The organism is Thioclava nitratireducens (genome assembly GCF_001940525.2).
Taxonomy (GTDB): Bacteria; Pseudomonadota; Alphaproteobacteria; order Rhodobacterales; family Rhodobacteraceae; genus Thioclava; species Thioclava nitratireducens.
Window position 1 is genome coordinate 2,480,586 of record NZ_CP019437.1, and the last position, 18,180, is coordinate 2,498,765.

Genomic DNA, 18,180 nt, shown 5'->3' on the forward strand with positions numbered 1-18,180 from the left:
TACTATTCGATTTCCCCTAGGCGATTGGCGCAAAGATTTGCTAAGCGATGGTCTCTGGAACTTATTTTTGGAGACTCTGTAGCCCATGAGTGAAGAGATCGATGCGATCGACAGGCGAATCCTCAACGAGCTTATCGCCGATGCACGCCTTCCCGTGGCTGAGATAGCGCGCAGGGTCGGCTTGTCGAAGACGCCGGTGGCCGCGCGCATCCGCCAAATGGAGGAAACCGGGCTCATCAAGGGCTACCGGGCGATGATCTCACCGATCAAGCTGGGGCTGACCCATGTGACCTATATCGAGCTGAAATTGAGCGATACGCGCGAGACCGCGCTGAAGGCGTTCAACGCCGCGGTGCGCGCGATCCCCGAGGTCGAAGAGTGCTACATGATCGCCGGGGGCTTCGATTATCTAGTGAAGATCCGCGCCCGCGACATGGCCGATTACCGGCGGATCATGTCGGAAGAGCTGTCCACCCTGCCCCATGTCCATTCCTCGTCGAGCTATGTCGCGATGGAGACCGTGGTGGAGGCCAGCGCGCCGCCCTTGGAGTGAGGTTACAGAGGGCAGCGCCCGATCGCCGGGCGGGCGTCCCTCGTCATGTGGTCCGTACTTAATCGCGGCCAAATCCGGATGACCTCGATCCGCGCGCTGACGTCACCCAAGCGCCCGCCCGAGGGGGCGGTCGGGCGCTGCCCGGGCCGCTTCGCGGCTGTTCCGGGCAAGCAGATTGCGTTCGTTCAGATCGAGGCCCTCTCTACGCTTCCCTGTCCCTGCACGCGCATATTGGCAATAGTTGTCCACTTGGCACAGGGCGACCAGCCCCGGGCCGCGCCGGACCCTCACCACATTAGGCGCAATAGAAAAGGCGGCAGGTCTCCCCGCCGCCTCTCGATCCGATCAGGTCGAACTCACTCGCCCTGTTTCTTGATCCGCCCGTCGAGCTTGGGTGCGACCGTGCCCTTGTTCTCGATATAGGTCATCACGTCATTGGCCATCAGGTTGCCGTTGCCGGCGTTCACGATGACCTTGCCGCCGCCGAGCGACGTGTAGCCGTCGCCGCCGCCCAGCATGTAATCGTTGGTCGCGACCTTGTAGACCTTGTCCTTGTCGAGCGGCTGACCGCCCACCTCGACCGAAACCACGCGCGACCCGGCCGGTGCGGAGGGATCGTAGACCACGCTCATGCCCGAGATCTGCGGGAAACGGCCCGCACCGTTCTCGACCTGGCTGAAGCCGTTCTCCAGCGCGCTCAGGAGCTGCGAGCCGGGGATCTCGGTCACCACCGTCTTGTTGCCGAAGGGCAGCTCGGTCAGCACGTCCTTGCGGGTGATCTTGTGGCCCGCATCATAGGTCGTGTCGCCCCGGATGCCGCCGCCATTGATCAGCGTCACATCGGCCTTGGTCGCGTCGCGCAGCGCATCGGCGATCAGATCGCCCATCGTGCTCTCCTGCGAGCGCACCACGTTGCGCCGCGAGTCCAGTTCGGTCTCCGACGTGCCGATCTGCTGGCCGAGATTGTCGTCGAGTTGCTGCTTGAAGCCGTTGACCAGCTTCATCGATTCCGGATCCGGCGTCACATTCGCGGTGTCGATCCAGCGGAAATCCGGGGTCCAGCTGATCTTGCGCTTGCCGTCCTTCTCGGAGATGTCGACGGTCAGATCGACCGGCATCAGGTACCGCGCGTCGATCGAGGTCTCCACATAGGCCGTGATCCCGTCATAGAACATCGCATTGAGGTGGTCGTCGCCCGAGATGATGACGTCGAAATCCTTGCTCGCGATCAGGTCGCGGTCGTTCGACTGATCGGTCTGCACGACGCCGATCACCAGATCCGCGCCATCCTCGCGCGCCTTCTTGGCTGCTGCGATCGCGCTGTCCACGGTCGGCCCGAATTTCAGATCGCCCGAATTGGCGACCTCGGGCGTCGTGTCCTGCGCGACCGGAACGAGCGCGACCTTGAGACCGGCGATCTCTTTCATCATCACGCCGCCCAGACCCTGAACCGGCGAGCCGTCTTTCTGGGTGATGTTGATCGCGGCCCACGGGTATTTCGAGGCTTCCATCTTCTTCTCGAAATTCTGCGGGCCGAAATCGAATTCATGGTTGCCCGGCACCGCGATATCGAAGGGCACGATATTGGTCAGGTCGATCGTGTTCTGACCTTCGTCGATCCCCGACAGAAGCGAGGGCGAGAGCATGTCGCCATCGAACACATAGAGCGTGTTGGGATTGTCCGCGCGCTCCTTCTTGGCGACCGCGTTGAGCCGGGCGAACCCGCCGCGCTCGCCATCACCGTCGAAATTGTAGATATCGCCAACCCCGAGGATCGTGAGCTTCACCGTCTCGGCCTGAATGGGCCCGGCGGCGAGAAGCCCGGTGGAGGCGGCGCCCAGCATGAGGGCAGCCAGACGGCGCTTGAAATCGGACATTTCGGTCTCCCTGCGGAATGAATTTATTCATAGACCCCGAACGGCCGCATGGCCCGGGGCGTGGGAGAAAGCTTAGCCGCACTCTGTCATCGCGCAAACCTCAAGTCAGATGACCTCGCGTTCACGATCGGACGCGCGCCTCTTTTCGCGTCACCCCGCGCAGATCAGCGCGCTGGGTACGCTTTCAGACCAACACGCCCGCCAAGCGCGCGAACAACGCATGCGCCGCCGCCTCGTCGATCAGGTCGACGGTGAATTGCGCGAAGGTCAGGCCGGTCTCCGGCGCGCTGGAGAACATGACGCGGACGTCCTCGCCCGACTCGGTGATCATGTCGAGCTGCCCGCCGAAGACGGTCGTGTAGCTTCCCGCGAATCCGGACATCATGGCCTCCAAAGCCTTGGCGCAGGCCACGATCTCGTCCGACGACCCTTTGACGGGCCGCAAGATCCGGTCGCTGGGGCCGATCCGCCCGGCAAGCTGCAGCCCCTCGGGCAACTCGATACCCAGCCGGAGCCGCGTGGTGGCGAGAAGCAGCGGGCTTTCCTGCTCCACCGGGGCCTCCCTCTCGGCCTCGGTTTCAGGCACGACGCCGCCGGTGACATTCGGCCCCGGCTTGAGCGCGGGCTCTCGAACGGGCTCGCGCGCAGGATCGCGAAGGGGTTTCGACGCCCGCGTGACACGACGTGGCGACACCTCGGGCGTGCGGTCAACGGGGTTCGGGTCCGGCCGATACTCGGGCTCGGCCCCGGGGGGCGCAACCGGCGCGACCGGAGCGCCCGAATTTGCGGGCTCGGAGCTGCGTTTACGCTCCCCGGGCGCGCGGAACGGCAAGATCGCCCCGCCATGTTCCGAGAGTAGCGGGGACGGCGCGTCATGGGCCCCGATCGCCAGATCCGCCTCGGTCTCGGGATCGAGCGCGTCGAGCCCGGCCACCGCGCGCCCTGTCATCGCCCCGAGCGCCGCGATCAGCGCTGCGCCGCCGCTACGCTGGAACGCTTCATCCGAAGTCTCGGCGGCACGCAACAGGTCGCGCGATCCGTGCAGAAATGCGATCCGCGAGAAATACGCCGCCGACTCGCGCTGAACCCGTGCCTTCAGCTTCGCCCGGTCCCTGTCGTTGCGCAGCTTGTCGCCACGCGAAATCGCGAGCAGGCAATCGGACGGGCGCGCAGACCCCAGACATTCGATCAGAGTCTTTTCGGTCAGCCGCCATGCCTGCGAGGCGATCGTGACCCAAATCATCACGTCGCAGGTGGCGATCAGGCCGACCTGTCCTTCGTTGAGATCCTCGGCGCAGGTCAGCGGCACCTCGACGAATTCGAACCCCTGCAGATGCGGCTGCGCGGAATAGACGTAAATCTCGGAGGGCACGGCGCCGCCCTCTTCGACCTCCGCCGCGTCGATCTCCCGCCCCGTCGCGTCGCGCATCACCACGCCCGGCGTCGCCCGGTAGCGCGCGACGACCGTGGGTCGCTCGGTCCGGCCCAGATTGTCGCCGATGCTGCGCGCGCGCAAAATCGCGTTGAGCACCGTGGACTTGCCGGAATTGACCTCGCCGCAGATCGCGACCCGCAACGGTGCGCGGACCGGATCGGGCGGTGCCTGATCGTGGCGGAGGTCTTGTTTGAAGATCATTTGCTTCCTTGTCCTCACGCCGCGCGGGATGCGGGCTTGCGCCGCGGCATCATCGTGCTGCTGACGGCGCTTTCGATAGCGCCGAGGTTGATCAGGCGCCGTTCCAGAACTTCCAGCTTGCTCTGGATGCGCGACGCCATCCGGCTTTGCTGGGCGGGATCACGCGCCAGACGTTCCAACTCGGCCCGCTCCTGCTTGAGCTGCAGGGTCCGCTCGCGCACGACCATCTCCATCATCCGAACCATGACCCGCAGTCGCGACCCGCCCGCGGTCGCGCGCTCCACCAGCGTCTCGCCATAGGCTTGCAGGATCTTCTCCACCGCAGGGCGCAACTCTTCCGCCGCGACGATGCGCAGACCCTCGAGCGTCTTCTCGATATTCACGGTCGGTCCACGCCAGAAGGCCCAGCCGCGCTCCAACGCGAAATTGATCCGCAGCGCGCGCCGGGTCAGCGTCAAGGTCGAGGTGAAGGTGTCATGCGGCATATCCGCGAGGTCGATCTCTTCGCTGGGATCGTCGAACCGGTCCACGATGGTTGTGCGGCAGGCATGGATCGCATTGTCGAGCAGCACGTCGATCGCGGCCCGTGAGCGGGCGTAGCTTTTCGTCACTTCGCGTTCGAGCGCGATCTGCAACGCGGTCGTATCGGTCTCGAAGCTGCGCGGCGGACGGCCGTCGCGGATCCGATTGGTGCGCAGAACCTCCTCAAACCGGGCACGCTGACTGTTGACGAAATCCTCGATGCTCTTGTTGAGCCGCGTCTCCAACGCCGACCAGCCTCGGTTCAGCACGGATTCGATCTGGTGTTCGGCGCTCTCGACATGGTTTTCGAGCGCGCCGCGCAGCGCCTCCGTCGCCTCGATCTCGCCGGTCATCTCCTCGATCGCGGCCTCCGCCACGTCCGAGCGAATGCTCTCGATCTGCATCTGCAGCGTATCGCGTTCGCGGCGGGCGACGAATTGCATCCCCGACAGCTCCGCGCGCAAATCGCCCCGCAGCTGGGCGAGCTGCTGACGCCCCACCCCGCCATCGATCACGGCAGAGAGCACGTGTTTGACCTCTTCGACGCCCGAGGCCAGCAGAAGCCGATCGATCGGATCTTCGGGCACACGGCCGAAACGCGAATACAGATATTGCGCCAGCTCCATCGAATCCATCTCGGCGCGCGCCCAGGCGGCTTCCTCGTCGGAGCGCTGGGTAAGATCGGCGAGATAGGCACTGCCCGCGACGATCTTGAAGTCGATGTCGGGGATCGCCGCGCGCAGGCGGCGCGACACATCGGCAATCACGCGGGGCACTTCGACCGCGTAATCGTCCAACTCGTCGATCCGGTTGAGGAAGATCAGCACGTCCTTGTCGTCCTGCCGCGCGAGGATACGGATCAGGGCGAGGTCCACATCGGTCAGCGGCTGATGCGCCGAGAGCACCATGATGAACACGTCCGAGCGGTCGAGCGAGCGGCAGGTGAACTCGTCGCGCACGAGGAACGGGTCGTTCACGCCGGGCGTGTCGGTGATGATCGTGGGCACCTGGAATTCGGGCAAGCGCATGTAGATATGGGCGCTTTTCGTCAGCGCGGCGAACCGGCCGAGCGCCTCGCGATCCAGCCCGTCATCCGCGCCCGGCCCGGCACAGACATAGCGCTGCAACAGGTCGGGGGCGAGGAAGTCGTAGTCGTGCTGCTGCCCCAGAAGCGTGTGGTAATGCTTGCCAAGCCGCCGTTGCGCGCGCCGGCGCATCTGCTCGGACTGCTCGCGCAGGATGTCGGTATCGAATCCCGGCAGCAGCTCTTCGGTCAGTTGCCGGATGCGCGTGCCACCATTGATGATCTCGTCCCAATCGGCTTCCGAGAAGAACTCGAACCGGGCCCCCGTCACCGGATCTTCCGGCAGGTTGATGCGCATGTTCGTCACGACCGAGGTCCACGGATTCACGTCCGAGGGCAGGAAGTCATGCTGGTGCAGGAAGGCGTTGAGGAAGGTCGACTTGCCCGCCTTCACCTGCCCGATCACCGCCACGCGCGCCGCCCAGTCATGCAGCCGCAAGCGCAGATCGCGGATGCGCGGACGGGCGCTGCGTTCGACGGCGGTTTCTATCTGGTCGAGCGTGCCGTCGAGAAAGTCGAGTTCCTTACGCAGTTGCGGGGCGATCTTCATGGCGTGCTCCTCCTCGTCGCGTAGGCCGGCTCGGGTTCGTCTGCGGCTCTGGCATCGAGCCGGTCAAGCAGATGTTCGACATGGGCGAGGACATCTGCGGCATCGGTAAAGGCGTGACCCGCCGTGAGTTCCTCCCACAGCGCGCGGGCCGGGCCCGGCATCGAGGCGGGCTCTGCGGGCGGGTAGTCGGGGAGCGGCGAGTCGAGGATCAGCGGCTCGGCATCGGTCACCTCTGGCAGCTCCGCGCCCTCCGCCTTTATCAGGCGCGCCGAGCGCAGACGGCGCGGCTTGACCGGCATGCGCGGCTTCGGGAAAGCGATCACGTCGCGCTCGCGCACGAATTTGGCGACCGTCTCGTTGGTCTCTCCCGATGGTTGGCCGATCTGGCCGATCAGCCGCTCGATCTCGCGCCCGATCTGCGCGACGTCCTGCGCGTCGGTCAGTGCCGCCAGACGGATCGTCGGGAAAACCTCTCCCGCCTCGCGCTGAACCCGGCGCATCAGGCGCGCGCGGGTGCGTTCGTCGGGCAGACGGTCGCCATGGGTCACGACGAGCATCGGCTGCTCGAGAAGCGCCTGGGGCATCGCGTCCCAGACCGCCTTCTCGCTTTGCCGCCACGCCTGCGTCGCGTTGGTGCACCAGATCACGAGATCGGCATAGCGCAGCATCCGCTGCCAGCTTTCCATCGGCATGTTCGGGTCCGACGAACCGGGCGTGTCGATGATGTCGATCCGCTCGAGGATCGGCGCACCATGGGCGATCACGCAGTAGCGCGCCTTTTCCAGATTGAGCTGCGCCAGATCGCAAAGCGGGCGCGCGACCTCCTCCTTGTCGATCCAGATCTGCCCCCGGTCCCTGCCGTGCACCAGCCAGATCGGCGGCAGGGCGGTCGCGGTGACATGCGAGGGCAGCACCTTCTCGCCCAGCAACCCGTTGATGAGACTGGTTTTACCAGCCGAGAATTCGCCCGCCACCAGCACCCGCAGCTTGCGCGGTTTCGCGGCGGCTTGCGGGCTCTGGGCACTCGTGAGGTCCGGCAAGGCAGGGCGTTCGCGTTTGCGCATCGAGTTCATGCCGAGAGCCTTTCCTTGTCGTGTCCCGCCGCGCCCGAGAGGCAGCGCTCGCGCACCGCCTTGCAGAACTGACCCTGATCGAAGACGAAGCGCTCCACGATCTCGCGGCTGCGCGCGATGGCGGGGTCGAAATACTCGGTCATCAGGTCTTCGATCAGCGGCGTGGTTTCCGCGATTATCACATCGCGGTAGCGCGCCTGTGCCGCGCCCTTGCGATTGAACCGCCAATAGCGACGCCACCACGCGCCCTGCATATCCAGCGTGATCATTCGCGCGAGCACCGTCGGCGCGCGATGTTGCGGCTGTTCGGGGAAGCGGCTCACATCGGCCTCGCGGATCACGCCGAACTCGGCAGCGAGGAAGCTGTCGATCCCGTCGCTGACCATGTCGAGCGCCGCCTCGCCCTTGCGCCGCAGCCGCGCGCAATTGGACGCGAAGGCGGTCTTCATCGCCATGCGCAGCGAAGTCGGATCATGGGTCCACGCGCCGATCTCGCCATAGGTGTCGATATGCGACTGCAGCGCCTCGAGCGCCGAGGCCACGAATTGCTCCTGCGCCCGGTCGAGCCGCTCGCGCAGCTCCGCACGCAGGTCCGCGGCATCGCGGTTGAAGGCGGAGACGGCCTCTTCCTCGATCTCGGCAAGGCGCATCATCAGTTTGGACTCGCTGAGGATGGTGGAGGGATCAGCCACGCGGGCGACGCTATCCACGGTCTCGGCGCGCTCGATGATGCGCTCCAGCTCGTCCTGCACATCGCCAAGCACCGCCTGCCCCGGCCCGTCGACGATCCGCTTGACCACCGCCTGCATCAACGCACCGATCCCGGACGCTTCCATCGCGCGCTGGCGCAACTCGGTCTCGCTGGTGGGCGTGGGGCCGGTCATCTTCTCCAGCGCCGCGCGGCTGGCGGGCGCCATCTCGTTCACATCGCCCATCGCGCAATTGGCCCAGTAGCCCGAGCCGAACAGGATCTCGATCTCCTCGCCCAGCCCCATGCGCCCCAGCGTCTTGCGGATCGAGCCGCGGATCGCGGCCTGCGCCCCGCGCGGGTCTTCCAACTCGTCGATGCGGTTGACGAAGATCACCACCTCGCGCGCATCGATCGCGCAGATGATGCGCAGCAGCGCGAGATCCATCGTGGTCAGAGCCTGATGGGCGGAGAGCACGACGATACAGGCGCGGCTGTCGCCGATGGCATTGAGCGTTATCTGCTCGCGCATCATGAAGGTGTCGTTCACACCCGGCGTGTCGCGCAGACACAAGCCGCGCGGCAGATGCGGCAGATCGAGATAGAGATCGGCGGATTTCGTCAGATCGGCATAGGTGCCTTCGCTCGCGCCCTCGGCCAGATCGTCAGGATCGCCGTAGCAGATATATTGATCCAGCACCGCCTTATCGAGCGTCGGGAAGGCGCGGCTGGTGCCGAGAAGTTCCTCGAACTGCTCGCCAAGCCTCGCCTCGGTCGCGTTGCGCATCGCGGTGACCTGCTTGCGCACGCTCTCGGCCTCGGTCTCGAAGCCCGCGCGGTTGGCCATCTCGCCCAGACGCCCGCCGGTCGCCACAAGCCGATCCCATTCGTGACGGTCGAAGAAACGAAACAGCGCGCGCGTGTCCATCGGGCGGTGGCGCGCGTTCAGATGCAGCGCCGTGATCACCGAGGTCCAAGGGTTCACATCCGAGGGCAGCATCCCCGGCTTGCCGATCAATGCGTTAAGAAGTGTGCTCTTTCCCGCTTTGACCTGGCCGATGACGCTGACGGTCGGCTCGAACGCGTCGATCATCTCGAGCACGCTGTCGAGCTGGTCCTCGACGAAGCCGAGATCGGCGTCCGAGACATCCTTTACCGCCTGTTCGAGCTGGTCGAGCGTCTCCCAGTAAGAATTGAGCGCCTCGAAACCGCGGCGATGCCAATCAAAGATGGAATTCGCTTCATACACGAGGGGCACTCCTTTCCGCAGGGGCGATGCGGTCTTGGGCGGAAACGGTTCGGCACACCCCATGCCGCCCGAGACCGCCAACGTTACAGGGACGGCGCGCGCCCCCTTCTTGGCGACGCACCGGCTGGGTCGGTTCGTGCTTAAGTTCTGTTGTGCACTCTTGTCCGAAATGCGGCAGAGATTATGGCAGAGCGACCATAATTGCCGTTCGGGGCAGCGCGCAGCGCATTTCCCCGATCACGATTTTTCGCCTGTTTTCTTTGCTTTGCTGGGTCGATGCGAAATGTGTGACGCAGGGGAAGTCTCGTTTCGGCCCTATTTCCCTGCGTATTCACGAATTTGTGAGCGTTTCCGGTTATCGCGAGTTACCGCAGGTTTTCCGTGGATTGTTTACACGTAATCCGTCTATCGCGCACCGTCATCAAAGCTTCACTTGATCCGACTCTCTTATTTCGTAAAACCTCGAAATATGGATGAGATGACACCCCAACGGCTCACCGTGCTGGGCCACGCGCAACGCCTAGCGATCTTCCGGCTGCTGATGCGCCGGTATCCCGACCGGCTGCCCGCAGGCGAAATCGGCGCGGCGCTGGGGCTGAAACCCTCCACGCTCTCGGCCTATCTCGCAGCCCTCGCCGAAGTCGGGCTGATCGGTCAGACGCGGGCCGGCACTTCGTTGCGCTACGGAATCGAGATGGAGACCGTGCGCAACCTCTTCGACGCGCTTCTGATCGACTGCTGTCAGGGACGCCCCGATATCTGCTCTCCCCTCACGCAACCCGATCCCAGCGGAGACAGCCGCATGACGCAATCTGCAACGGGCCGAAAATTCAACGTGCTTTTCATCTGCACCGGCAATTCGGCGCGCTCCATCCTTGCCGAGACGATCCTGCGAGACCGGGCGGGCGACCGGTTCAAAGCCTATTCGGCGGGCACGAAACCCTATTCAGAGCTGAACCCTTTCGCGGTGCAGGTGCTGCGCGACAAGGGCCATGACGTGGAGCCGCTGCGCGCGAAGAACATCTCCGAGTTTCACGGAGAGGACGCGCCGGTACTCGATTTCGTCTTCACTGTCTGCGATCTCGCCGCCAACGAGGAATGCCCGCCCTGGCCCGGCCAGCCGATCAGCGGCCATTGGGGGATGCCCGACCCGGTAAAGGCGACCGGCACCGAGGCCGAAAAGGCGCTGGCGTTCCAGCAGGCCTATGGCGCGCTTCACCGCCGGATCGAGGCCTTCGCCGCCCTGCCGCTTACCACGCTCGACCGCATCGCGCTGCAATCCGCCGTCGATGACATTGGCCGTAACTGAAGGACTGACCATGACCACCTACGCCCTCAATGGCCTCGGCCGCATCGGAAAACTCGCCTTGAAGCCGCTTCTGGAGTGCGGTGCGAAGATCGCATGGATCAACGACGCGGTGGGCGATGCGGCGATGCAAGCGCATCTGCTGGAATTCGACTCCGTTCATGGCCGCTGGGACGCGGAGTTTTCGAGCGACGCGAACAGCGTTACCATCGACGGCACCCGCCTGCCCTTCATCGGCACGCGCAACATCGAAGACCTGCCGCTGGACGGGGTCGACGTGGTGATCGACTGCACCGGCGTCTTCAAATCCGAGGCCGCGCTCGCCCCCTATTTCGCCGCCGGCGTGAAGAAGGTCGTCGTCTCGGCCCCGGTGAAGGACGGCCCGACGGCGAATATCGTCTATGGCGTGAACAATGACGCCTACGATCCGGCTGCGCATAGCATCGTGACGGCGGCCAGCTGCACCACCAATTGCCTCGCCCCAGTGGTGAAGGTGATCCACGAGAACCTGAGGATCAAGCACGGGTCGATCACCACGATCCATGACGTGACCAACACCCAGACCATCGTTGATCGCCCCGCGAAGGACCTGCGTCGCGCGCGTTCGGCGCTCAATTCGCTGATCCCGACCACGACCGGCTCGGCCACCGCGATCACGCTGATCTACCCCGAGCTGAAGGGCCGCCTGAACGGCCATGCGGTGCGCGTGCCGCTTCTGAACGCCTCGCTCACCGATTGCGTCTTCGAGGTCGAGCGCGAAACGACTGCCGAAGAGGTCAACGCGCTGTTCAAAGCCGCCGCTGAGGGCGATCTGCACGGCATCCTCGGCTACGAGACGCGCCCGCTGGTGTCGTCTGATTACACCAACGACATCCGCTCCTCGATCATCGACGCGCCCTCGACGATGGTCGTGAACGGCACGCAGGTGAAGGTCTATGCGTGGTATGACAACGAGATGGGCTATGCCTACCGGCTCGCCGATGTCGCACTGATGGTGGGAGCCTCGCTGTGACCGACCACCCCGCCAGCCGCCCCGAAGGCTTCTCCGCCTATATCGCGGTGACGGCGGCCTATTGGGCCTTCATGCTCACCGATGGCGCGCTCCGGATGCTGGTGCTGCTGCATTTTCACACGCTCGGCTTCTCGCCGGTGCAACTGGCTTACCTGTTCATCCTGTATGAAGTCGCGGGGATGGTCACGAACGTCTCGGCGGGCTGGATCGCGGCGCGGTTCGGGCTGGTTTCGACGCTCTATGCGGGGCTGTCGCTGCAGGTCGTGGCGCTGATCGCACTGGCGCAACTGAACCCGGGTTGGGCGATTGGCGCCTCCGTCACGTATGTGATGATCGTGCAGGGCCTCAGCGGGGTCGCGAAGGACCTTGCCAAGATGTCCTCGAAATCGGCGGTGAAGCTGCTGGCGCCCACCGACAATGGCGGGCTCTTCAAATGGGTCGCGGTGCTGACCGGGTCGAAGAACGCGGTGAAGGGCGTGGGCTTCCTGCTGGGCGCGGCGCTGCTGGCGGCGCTCGGCTTCGATTACGCGGTGGTCGCGATGGCGGTGGTGCTGGCGCTGATCCTCGCCGCAATCGTCGTGGCGATGCCGCCGGGCCTGCCGCGCGGGCGCAAGGGCGCGAAATTCTCCGAGGTTTTCTCGAAATCGGCCAATGTGAACTGGCTCTCCGCGGCGCGGGTTTTCCTGTTCGGCGCGCGCGACGTCTGGTTCGTCGTCGGCATCCCGATCTATTTCTATGCGGTCCTGTCGGACGGAACGCATGCGGGCGACCGCGCGGCCTTCTTCCTCGTCGGCACCTTCATGGCGCTCTGGATCATCCTCTACGGCGCGGTGCAGGCCGCCGCCCCGCGCATCCTGAAGGCCAAGTCCCGCCCCGAAAGCGCACTGATCGGGGCCGCGCGGCACTGGGCGCTGGCGCTGCTTGCCGTGCCTGCGCTCCTCAGCGCCGCCGTGCTGATCGACCCGACCCCGTCGCTGTGGCTCAGCACCGTGCTGGTCGTGGGTCTGCTCGTCTTCGGCGCGATCTTCGCGGTGAATTCCTCGCTCCACTCGTATCTCATCCTCGCCTTCACACAGGCCGAGCGGGTGACGATGGATGTGGGCTTCTACTACATGGCCAATGCGGGCGGGCGGCTGATCGGCACGCTGCTGTCGGGGCTGAGCTACCAGATGGGCGGGCTGGGTGCCGTGATGATCACCGCGACGGGGATGGTGGCCTTCAGCGCGCTGGCGGCGGGGCGGCTCTCAGCGCAAAGCCCCGCATAAGCCCGTGAGCGGAGATGGACATTCCCGGCTCTCCGCGCTTTTCTGAGCGGCGGAGGAAAGCGGCCCCCGCGCCGCTTGCAAAATGGGAGGAGAGCCGGTGCTGTCACGCGGCAAGGATTACGCGGCCACGCGGGCTGCGTTTCGATGGGACATACCCGAACGCTACAATATCGGCGTCGACACGTGCGACAAATGGGCCGCGCGCGAGCCTGACCGCGTCGCGCTGATCGAGGTCGAGGAAGACGGCTACGGCGCAGTCCGCGAGACCACCTTTGGCGCGTTGCGCGAGGCGTCGAACCGCTTCGCCAATGTGCTGGCGGCGATGGGCGTAGGCGGCGACGGGCGCGAGACCGGCGACCGGGTGGCGATCCTGCTGCCGCAACGCCGCGAGACCGCCATCGCCCATATCGCGGCCTTCAAGGCGGGCTGCGTCTCGCTGCCGCTGTTCACCTTGTTCGGCCCCGAGGCGCTGCTGCACCGGCTGCGCGACAGCGGCGCGCGGGTGCTGGTGACCGACCCGGCGAGTTACGAGGTGATCGCCGCAATCCGCTCCGAGCTGCCCGATCTGGAGACGGTTTTCGTCACCGATGGCGGCGGGACGCAACCGGAAGGCGCCGCGGATTTCGACGCCGCTCTCACCGAGGCTTCGCCCAAGTTCACCCCCGTCGATACCAGCGCCGAAACCCCCGGCGTGCTGATCTACACCTCGGGCACGACGGGCAATCCGAAAGGCGCGCTCCATGCCCATCGGGTGCTGCTGGGCCACCTGCCCGGCGTCGAGATGAGCCACGATTTCCTGCCGCAGGCGGGCGACCGCATCTGGACGCCCGCCGATTGGGCGTGGATCGGCGGGCTCTTGGACGTGCTGCTCCCGGCGCTGCATCACGGTGTGCCGGTCGTGGCTTGCCGCTTCCGCAAGTTCTCGGCGCAGGCGGCGGCCGATCTGATCCGGCGTCTGGGCGTGCGCAACGCTTTCCTGCCGCCCACCGCGCTGAAGATGATGAAAGCCGACCCGGAGAGCCTGTCTTGGAGCCTCAATATGCGCTCAGTCGCCTCGGGGGGCGAGCCGCTGGGCGCGCAGCTCCTCGACTGGGGGCGCAAGGCGCTTGGCGTCACGATCAACGAATTCTACGGCCAGACGGAGTGCAACATGGTGGTCTCGTCCGCCGCGAGCCTTGATGCGCCCGAACCGGGTGCTATGGGCTGGCCGGTGCCGGGCCACGAGGTCGCGATCGTCGACAGCCAGACGGGTCAGATCCTGCCCGATGGCGAGGAAGGCGCGATCGCGGTGCGCGCGCCCGACCCGGTGATGTTTCTCGGCTATTTCAATCAGCCCGAGGCGACAGAGGCGAAATTCGTGACCGGCCTCGACGGGCGCTGGCTGCTGACCGGCGACCGGGGCGTCAGCGGCGCAGACGGCAGGCTGCGCTTCATCGGGCGCGACGACGACATCATCTCGACCGGCGGCTACCGTGTCGGCCCCGCCGAAATCGAGGATTGCCTGATCTCCCATCCGGCGGTGCAGATGGCGGGCGTCGTAGGGCAGCCCGATCCGCTGCGCGGCGAGATCGTCGCGGCCTTCGTCACGCTCTGCCCCGGCCATGCCGATACCGAGGCGCTGCGCGACGACCTTGCCGCCCATGTCCGCGCACGGCTCGCGAAATACGAATACCCCCGCGCGATCTACGTGATCGACGACATGCCCGTGACCACCACCGGCAAGATCATCCGCAACGCGCTACGCGCCCGCCTACCCAAGGAGCCCGCCCAATGAGCCCCGTCCTATTCGAGACCCGCGGCAACATCGCGATCATCACCCTCAACCGCCCCGAACGGCGCAACGCGATCAATGCCGAAGCTGGCCACGCTTTGGCCGAGGCGGTAGCCCGTCTGGAAGCGGATGACGCGCTGCAGATCGGTATCCTTCGCGGCGAAGGCGCGGTGTTCTGCGCGGGCATGGACCTCGCCGCATTCACCGAAGGTAAGGTCGAGGAGTTACTATTTGCTGAAGGCGGTTTCGGCGGCCTGACCCAATCCCACCGCAGCAAGCCGATCATCGCCACCTGTCACGGCGCGGCGCTCGCAGGCGGGTTCGAACTCGCCTTGGGCTGCGATATGATCGTGGCGGAAGAGGGCTGCCGCTTCGGCCTGCCAGAAGTGCTGCGCGGTCTGGTTGCGGGCGCGGGCGGCGCGTTGCGGCTGGCGAGCCTCATCCCCCCGGCCCGGGCGCGCGAATTACTGCTGACGGGGCGGCTTTTCGACACGGCGGAGGCGTGGGAGCTGGGCCTGATCGCCCGCCGCGCCGAGGCCGGGCAGGCATTTGACGCGGCGCTGGCGCTGGCCGAGGAGGTCGCGAAGAACGCGCCTTTGGCCCTGCGCGAAACCCTGCGGCTGTCGCGCGAGATCGAGCGCCGCGCGGTCGACCCCCTCTGGGAGGAGAACGCGCGGACCTTGAAGGCCGTGATGGAGAGCGAGGACGCCGCCGAAGGCGCGCGAGCCTTCCTCGAGAAACGCGCGCCGGAGTGGTCCGGGAGATAAGGGCCGCACCCGAGCCTTGGGGTGAGCCGCGTCTCGGAAGGGTTCCAGTGGAAGGCTTCAGCGGCGAACGCGCCGCGCGGCGCGGCGCACGGGGCGCCCTCCCGGGGGGAGGATCGGGCACGGCCCGGGGCTGGTCGCCCCGCGCCAAAATCAGACCTGAGAGCGTTTCGCAAAATGAAAAGGCCCGAGGCGCATCGCCCCGGGCCCCTTTTCTTAACTCCGAACGGCCCCTGAGGCGCCCGGCCCTTATGTCTCCGCCGCGGCCAAGAACGCCTTTCGGCGTTCGACCCGCTCGCGGATCTTTTCGACATCGGCGATCGGCGTCGCGGCCAGCAGCGTCTTGGTATATTCGTGCTGCGGATTGGCGAAGATCTGATCGCGCGAGGCGTATTCCACCACCTCGCCCGCATTCATCACCATCACCTCATCCGCGAAATAGCGCACGACAGAGAGATCGTGGCTCACGAAAATATAGGACAGATCGAACTCGTCCTGCAGGTCTTTGAGCAGGTTCAGCACCTGCGCCTGCACCGACAGATCGAGCGCCGAGACCGGTTCGTCCAGCACGAGGATCTGCGGGTTCAGCATCAGCGCGCGCGCAATCGCGATCCGCTGGCGCTGGCCGCCCGAGAACATATGCGGGTAGCGGTTGTAGTGCTGCCGCTCGAGCCCGACCTTCTCCAGCATCTCCTCGGCGCGTTTGCGGCGCTCCTTGGCGGGGATGTCGGTATTGATGATCAGCGGCTCGGTCAGCACCTCGCCCACCTTCTGGCGCGGGTTGAGCGACGAATAGGGGTTCTGGAAGACGATCTGAACCTTGGCGCGCAGTTCGGACGTCACCTTGGTTTCCTTGATGTCGATCTTCTCGCCCTGGATATACAGATCGCCCGAATTGGCCGGGTCGATCAGCGTCAGGATACGCGCCAGCGTGGACTTGCCGCAGCCGGATTCGCCGACGATGGCCAGCGTCTTGCCCTGCTCGAGCGAGAACGAGATGCCGTGCAGCGCCCGGATCGTCTTCGCCCCGCGCAGGAACCCGCCCGAGACGATGTAGTCGCGCGTGATGTCGCGCCCTTCGAGGATCACACTCATTGCACGCCCTCCCAGCCATCGGCGACGGTCAGCAGACGGTCCCCGGTCGCGTTTTCCGGCAGCGCGGCCAGAAGCGCGCGCGTATAGGGATGCTGGGGGTTCTCGAAGAGTGAGAGCACGTCGGCCTCCTCCAGTTTGCGGCCCTTGAACTGGACCGAGACGCGGTCGGCGGTCTCGGCCACGACGCCCATGTCATGGGTGATCATGATCAGCCCCATGCCGTATTCTTCCTGCAGGCTCATCAGCAGATCGAGGATCTGCTTCTGGATCGTCACGTCGAGCGCGGTCGTCGGCTCGTCGGCGATCAGCAGGCGCGGCTTGCAGGCGATGGCCATCGCGATCATCACACGCTGGCACTGACCGCCCGAGAGCTGGTGCGGATAGCTGTTCAGCCGCCGCTCGGGATCGGGGATGCCGACCTGTTCGAACAGCTCCAGCGCGCGTTTGCGGGCATCCTTGCCCTTCAGGCCAAGGTGACGCGTCAGCACTTCCTCGACCTGGAAACCGCAGGTGAAGGAGGGGTTGAGCGAGGAGATCGGCTCCTGGAAGATCATCGAGATTTCCTTCCCGATGATCTGGCGACGTTCGCGGCCAGACATTTTCAGCATGTCGCGCCCGTCATAGGTGATCTCGTCGGCGGTGATCGTCGCGGTGGGCGGCAGAAGGCCCATCACGGCGAGCATAGAGACCGATTTGCCTGAGCCGGATTCGCCCACGATGGCGAGCACTTCGCGGCCGGAGACCTCGACATCGATCCCGTCCACGGCGCGAAACGCGCCCTGAGCGGTGTCGAATTCGACGGTGAGATTGCGGATTTTCAGCAAGGACATTGGCTCAGCTCCGCTTCAGTTTCGGATCGAGCGCGTCACGAAGGCCGTCGCCCATCAGGTTGATCGCCAGCACCGTCACGAGGATCGCGATACCCGGGAAGGTCACGACCCACCATGCGCGCAGGATGAACTCGCGCGCTTCCGACAGCATCGTGCCCCATTCCGGCGTCGGCGGCTGCGCCCCCATGCCGAGGAAGCCGAGCGCCGCCACGTCGAGGATCGCGTTCGAGAAGCTCAGCGTGCCCTGCACGATCAGCGGCGCGAGACAATTCGGCAGCACCGTGCGGAACATCAGGCGCATATGGCCTGCGCCCGCGACCTGTGCGGCCATGACATAATCACGGTTCTTCTCGGACAGCACCGCGGCCCGCGTCAGGCGTGCGAAATGCGGCTGGTAGACGATGGCGATGGCGATCATCGCATTGATCAGGCCCGGGCCGAGCACCGCCACGAAGACGAGCGCGAGCAGCAGCGACGGGAAGGCGAGGATGATATCCATCACCCGCATGATCACGGTATCGACCCAGCCGCCGAACCAGCCGGCGAGCAGGCCGAGGAGCACGCCCACGGAGAGCGCGAGCAGCACGACCATCACGCCGATGAACAGCGAGAAGCGCGCGCCGAACAGCAGGCGCGAAAGGATGTCGCGTCCGACCGCGTCGGTGCCCATCAGGAACGTCCCGTTCGCGTCATGGGTCAGCGGACCCGCCAGAAGCGCGTCACGGAACTGCGTATCGGGATCGAAGGGCGCGACCAGCGGCGCCGCGATCGCGGCCAGCGCGATCAGCACGAACACCACCAGACCCAGAACGGCCCCACGGTTTTCCTTGAAATAGAACCAGAACTCGGCGAATTGCGCGCGGCGCGTGCCGGCCGGGATATCGGTTTCGATCACTTCGGACATG

Annotated in this window: 14 protein-coding genes; 6 read left to right on the forward strand and 8 right to left on the reverse strand. The window is 65.5% G+C overall.

The annotated features are described in order from the left end of the window. The first annotated feature begins 85 nt into the window (after window positions 1-85). Window positions 86-553: an Lrp/AsnC family transcriptional regulator gene (locus BMG03_RS11815; protein ID WP_075774978.1), complete on the forward strand. Its 468-nt coding sequence runs from the start codon at window positions 86-88 to the stop codon at window positions 551-553. 356 nt (window positions 554-909) lie between these two features. Here the strand turns inward: BMG03_RS11815 and BMG03_RS11820 are convergent, their stop codons facing one another. From BMG03_RS11820 to BMG03_RS11840, 5 genes are all read right to left on the reverse strand, one after another. Then, complete coding sequence (locus BMG03_RS11820) at window positions 910-2,430, reverse strand: bifunctional metallophosphatase/5'-nucleotidase (RefSeq protein WP_075774979.1); 1,521 nt, start codon at window positions 2,428-2,430, stop codon at window positions 910-912. Between the two features lie 184 nt (window positions 2,431-2,614). Next, complete coding sequence (locus tag BMG03_RS11825) at window positions 2,615-4,066, reverse strand: GTPase (RefSeq protein WP_075774980.1); 1,452 nt, start codon at window positions 4,064-4,066, stop codon at window positions 2,615-2,617. 14 nt (window positions 4,067-4,080) lie between these two features. After that, window positions 4,081-6,222, reverse strand: a complete 2,142-nt coding sequence (locus BMG03_RS11830) for a dynamin family protein (protein WP_075774981.1) — start codon at window positions 6,220-6,222, stop codon at window positions 4,081-4,083. Next, complete coding sequence (locus tag BMG03_RS11835) at window positions 6,219-7,295, reverse strand: dynamin family protein (RefSeq protein ID WP_075774982.1); 1,077 nt, start codon at window positions 7,293-7,295, stop codon at window positions 6,219-6,221. The genes BMG03_RS11830 and BMG03_RS11835 overlap by 4 nt, the downstream gene beginning before the upstream one ends. Next, the gene (locus BMG03_RS11840) at window positions 7,292-9,232 is read right to left on the reverse strand and encodes a dynamin family protein (RefSeq protein WP_075774983.1); all 1,941 of its coding nucleotides are present in this window, start codon (window positions 9,230-9,232) and stop codon (window positions 7,292-7,294) included. The genes BMG03_RS11835 and BMG03_RS11840 overlap by 4 nt, the downstream gene beginning before the upstream one ends. A 469-nt stretch (window positions 9,233-9,701) precedes the next feature. Between BMG03_RS11840 and BMG03_RS11845 the strand changes: the two genes are divergently transcribed. The 5 genes from BMG03_RS11845 (at window position 9,702) to BMG03_RS11865 (ending at window position 15,353) form a co-directional block, all read left to right on the forward strand. Next, entirely contained in the window at window positions 9,702-10,541 is an 840-nt protein-coding gene (locus BMG03_RS11845) for an arsenate reductase/protein-tyrosine-phosphatase family protein (RefSeq protein ID WP_075774984.1), read from the forward strand. Window positions 10,542-10,551: 10 nt separating this feature from the next. Then, on the forward strand, window positions 10,552-11,550 hold the full coding sequence (locus tag BMG03_RS11850) for an ArsJ-associated glyceraldehyde-3-phosphate dehydrogenase (protein WP_075774985.1): 999 nt from the start codon (window positions 10,552-10,554) through the stop codon (window positions 11,548-11,550). Further along, a complete protein-coding gene (gene arsJ, locus BMG03_RS11855; protein ID WP_075774986.1) occupies window positions 11,547-12,815 on the forward strand; it encodes an organoarsenical effux MFS transporter ArsJ in 1,269 nt (422 codons plus the stop codon). Before BMG03_RS11850 ends, arsJ begins: the two co-directional genes overlap by 4 nt. 97 nt (window positions 12,816-12,912) lie before the next feature. Further along, the gene (locus tag BMG03_RS11860) at window positions 12,913-14,589 is read left to right on the forward strand and encodes an AMP-binding protein (RefSeq protein ID WP_244270944.1); all 1,677 of its coding nucleotides are present in this window, start codon (window positions 12,913-12,915) and stop codon (window positions 14,587-14,589) included. Further along, complete coding sequence (locus BMG03_RS11865) at window positions 14,586-15,353, forward strand: crotonase/enoyl-CoA hydratase family protein (RefSeq protein WP_075774988.1); 768 nt, start codon at window positions 14,586-14,588, stop codon at window positions 15,351-15,353. The genes BMG03_RS11860 and BMG03_RS11865 overlap by 4 nt, the downstream gene beginning before the upstream one ends. 246 nt (window positions 15,354-15,599) lie before the next feature. On the opposite strand, the gene BMG03_RS11870 is transcribed toward BMG03_RS11865, so the two are convergent. From BMG03_RS11870 to BMG03_RS11880, 3 genes are read right to left on the reverse strand one after another with little or no spacing between them, the layout of a single operon-like run. Beyond that, on the reverse strand, window positions 15,600-16,445 hold the full coding sequence (locus BMG03_RS11870) for a dipeptide ABC transporter ATP-binding protein (RefSeq protein WP_075774989.1): 846 nt from the start codon (window positions 16,443-16,445) through the stop codon (window positions 15,600-15,602). Next, the gene (locus tag BMG03_RS11875; protein ID WP_075774990.1) at window positions 16,442-17,275 is read right to left on the reverse strand and encodes an ABC transporter ATP-binding protein; all 834 of its coding nucleotides are present in this window, start codon (window positions 17,273-17,275) and stop codon (window positions 16,442-16,444) included. The genes BMG03_RS11870 and BMG03_RS11875 overlap by 4 nt, the downstream gene beginning before the upstream one ends. Window positions 17,276-17,279: 4 nt before the next feature. Further along, the gene (locus BMG03_RS11880) at window positions 17,280-18,179 is read right to left on the reverse strand and encodes an ABC transporter permease subunit (protein WP_075774991.1); all 900 of its coding nucleotides are present in this window, start codon (window positions 18,177-18,179) and stop codon (window positions 17,280-17,282) included. Window position 18,180 lies beyond the last annotated feature (1 nt).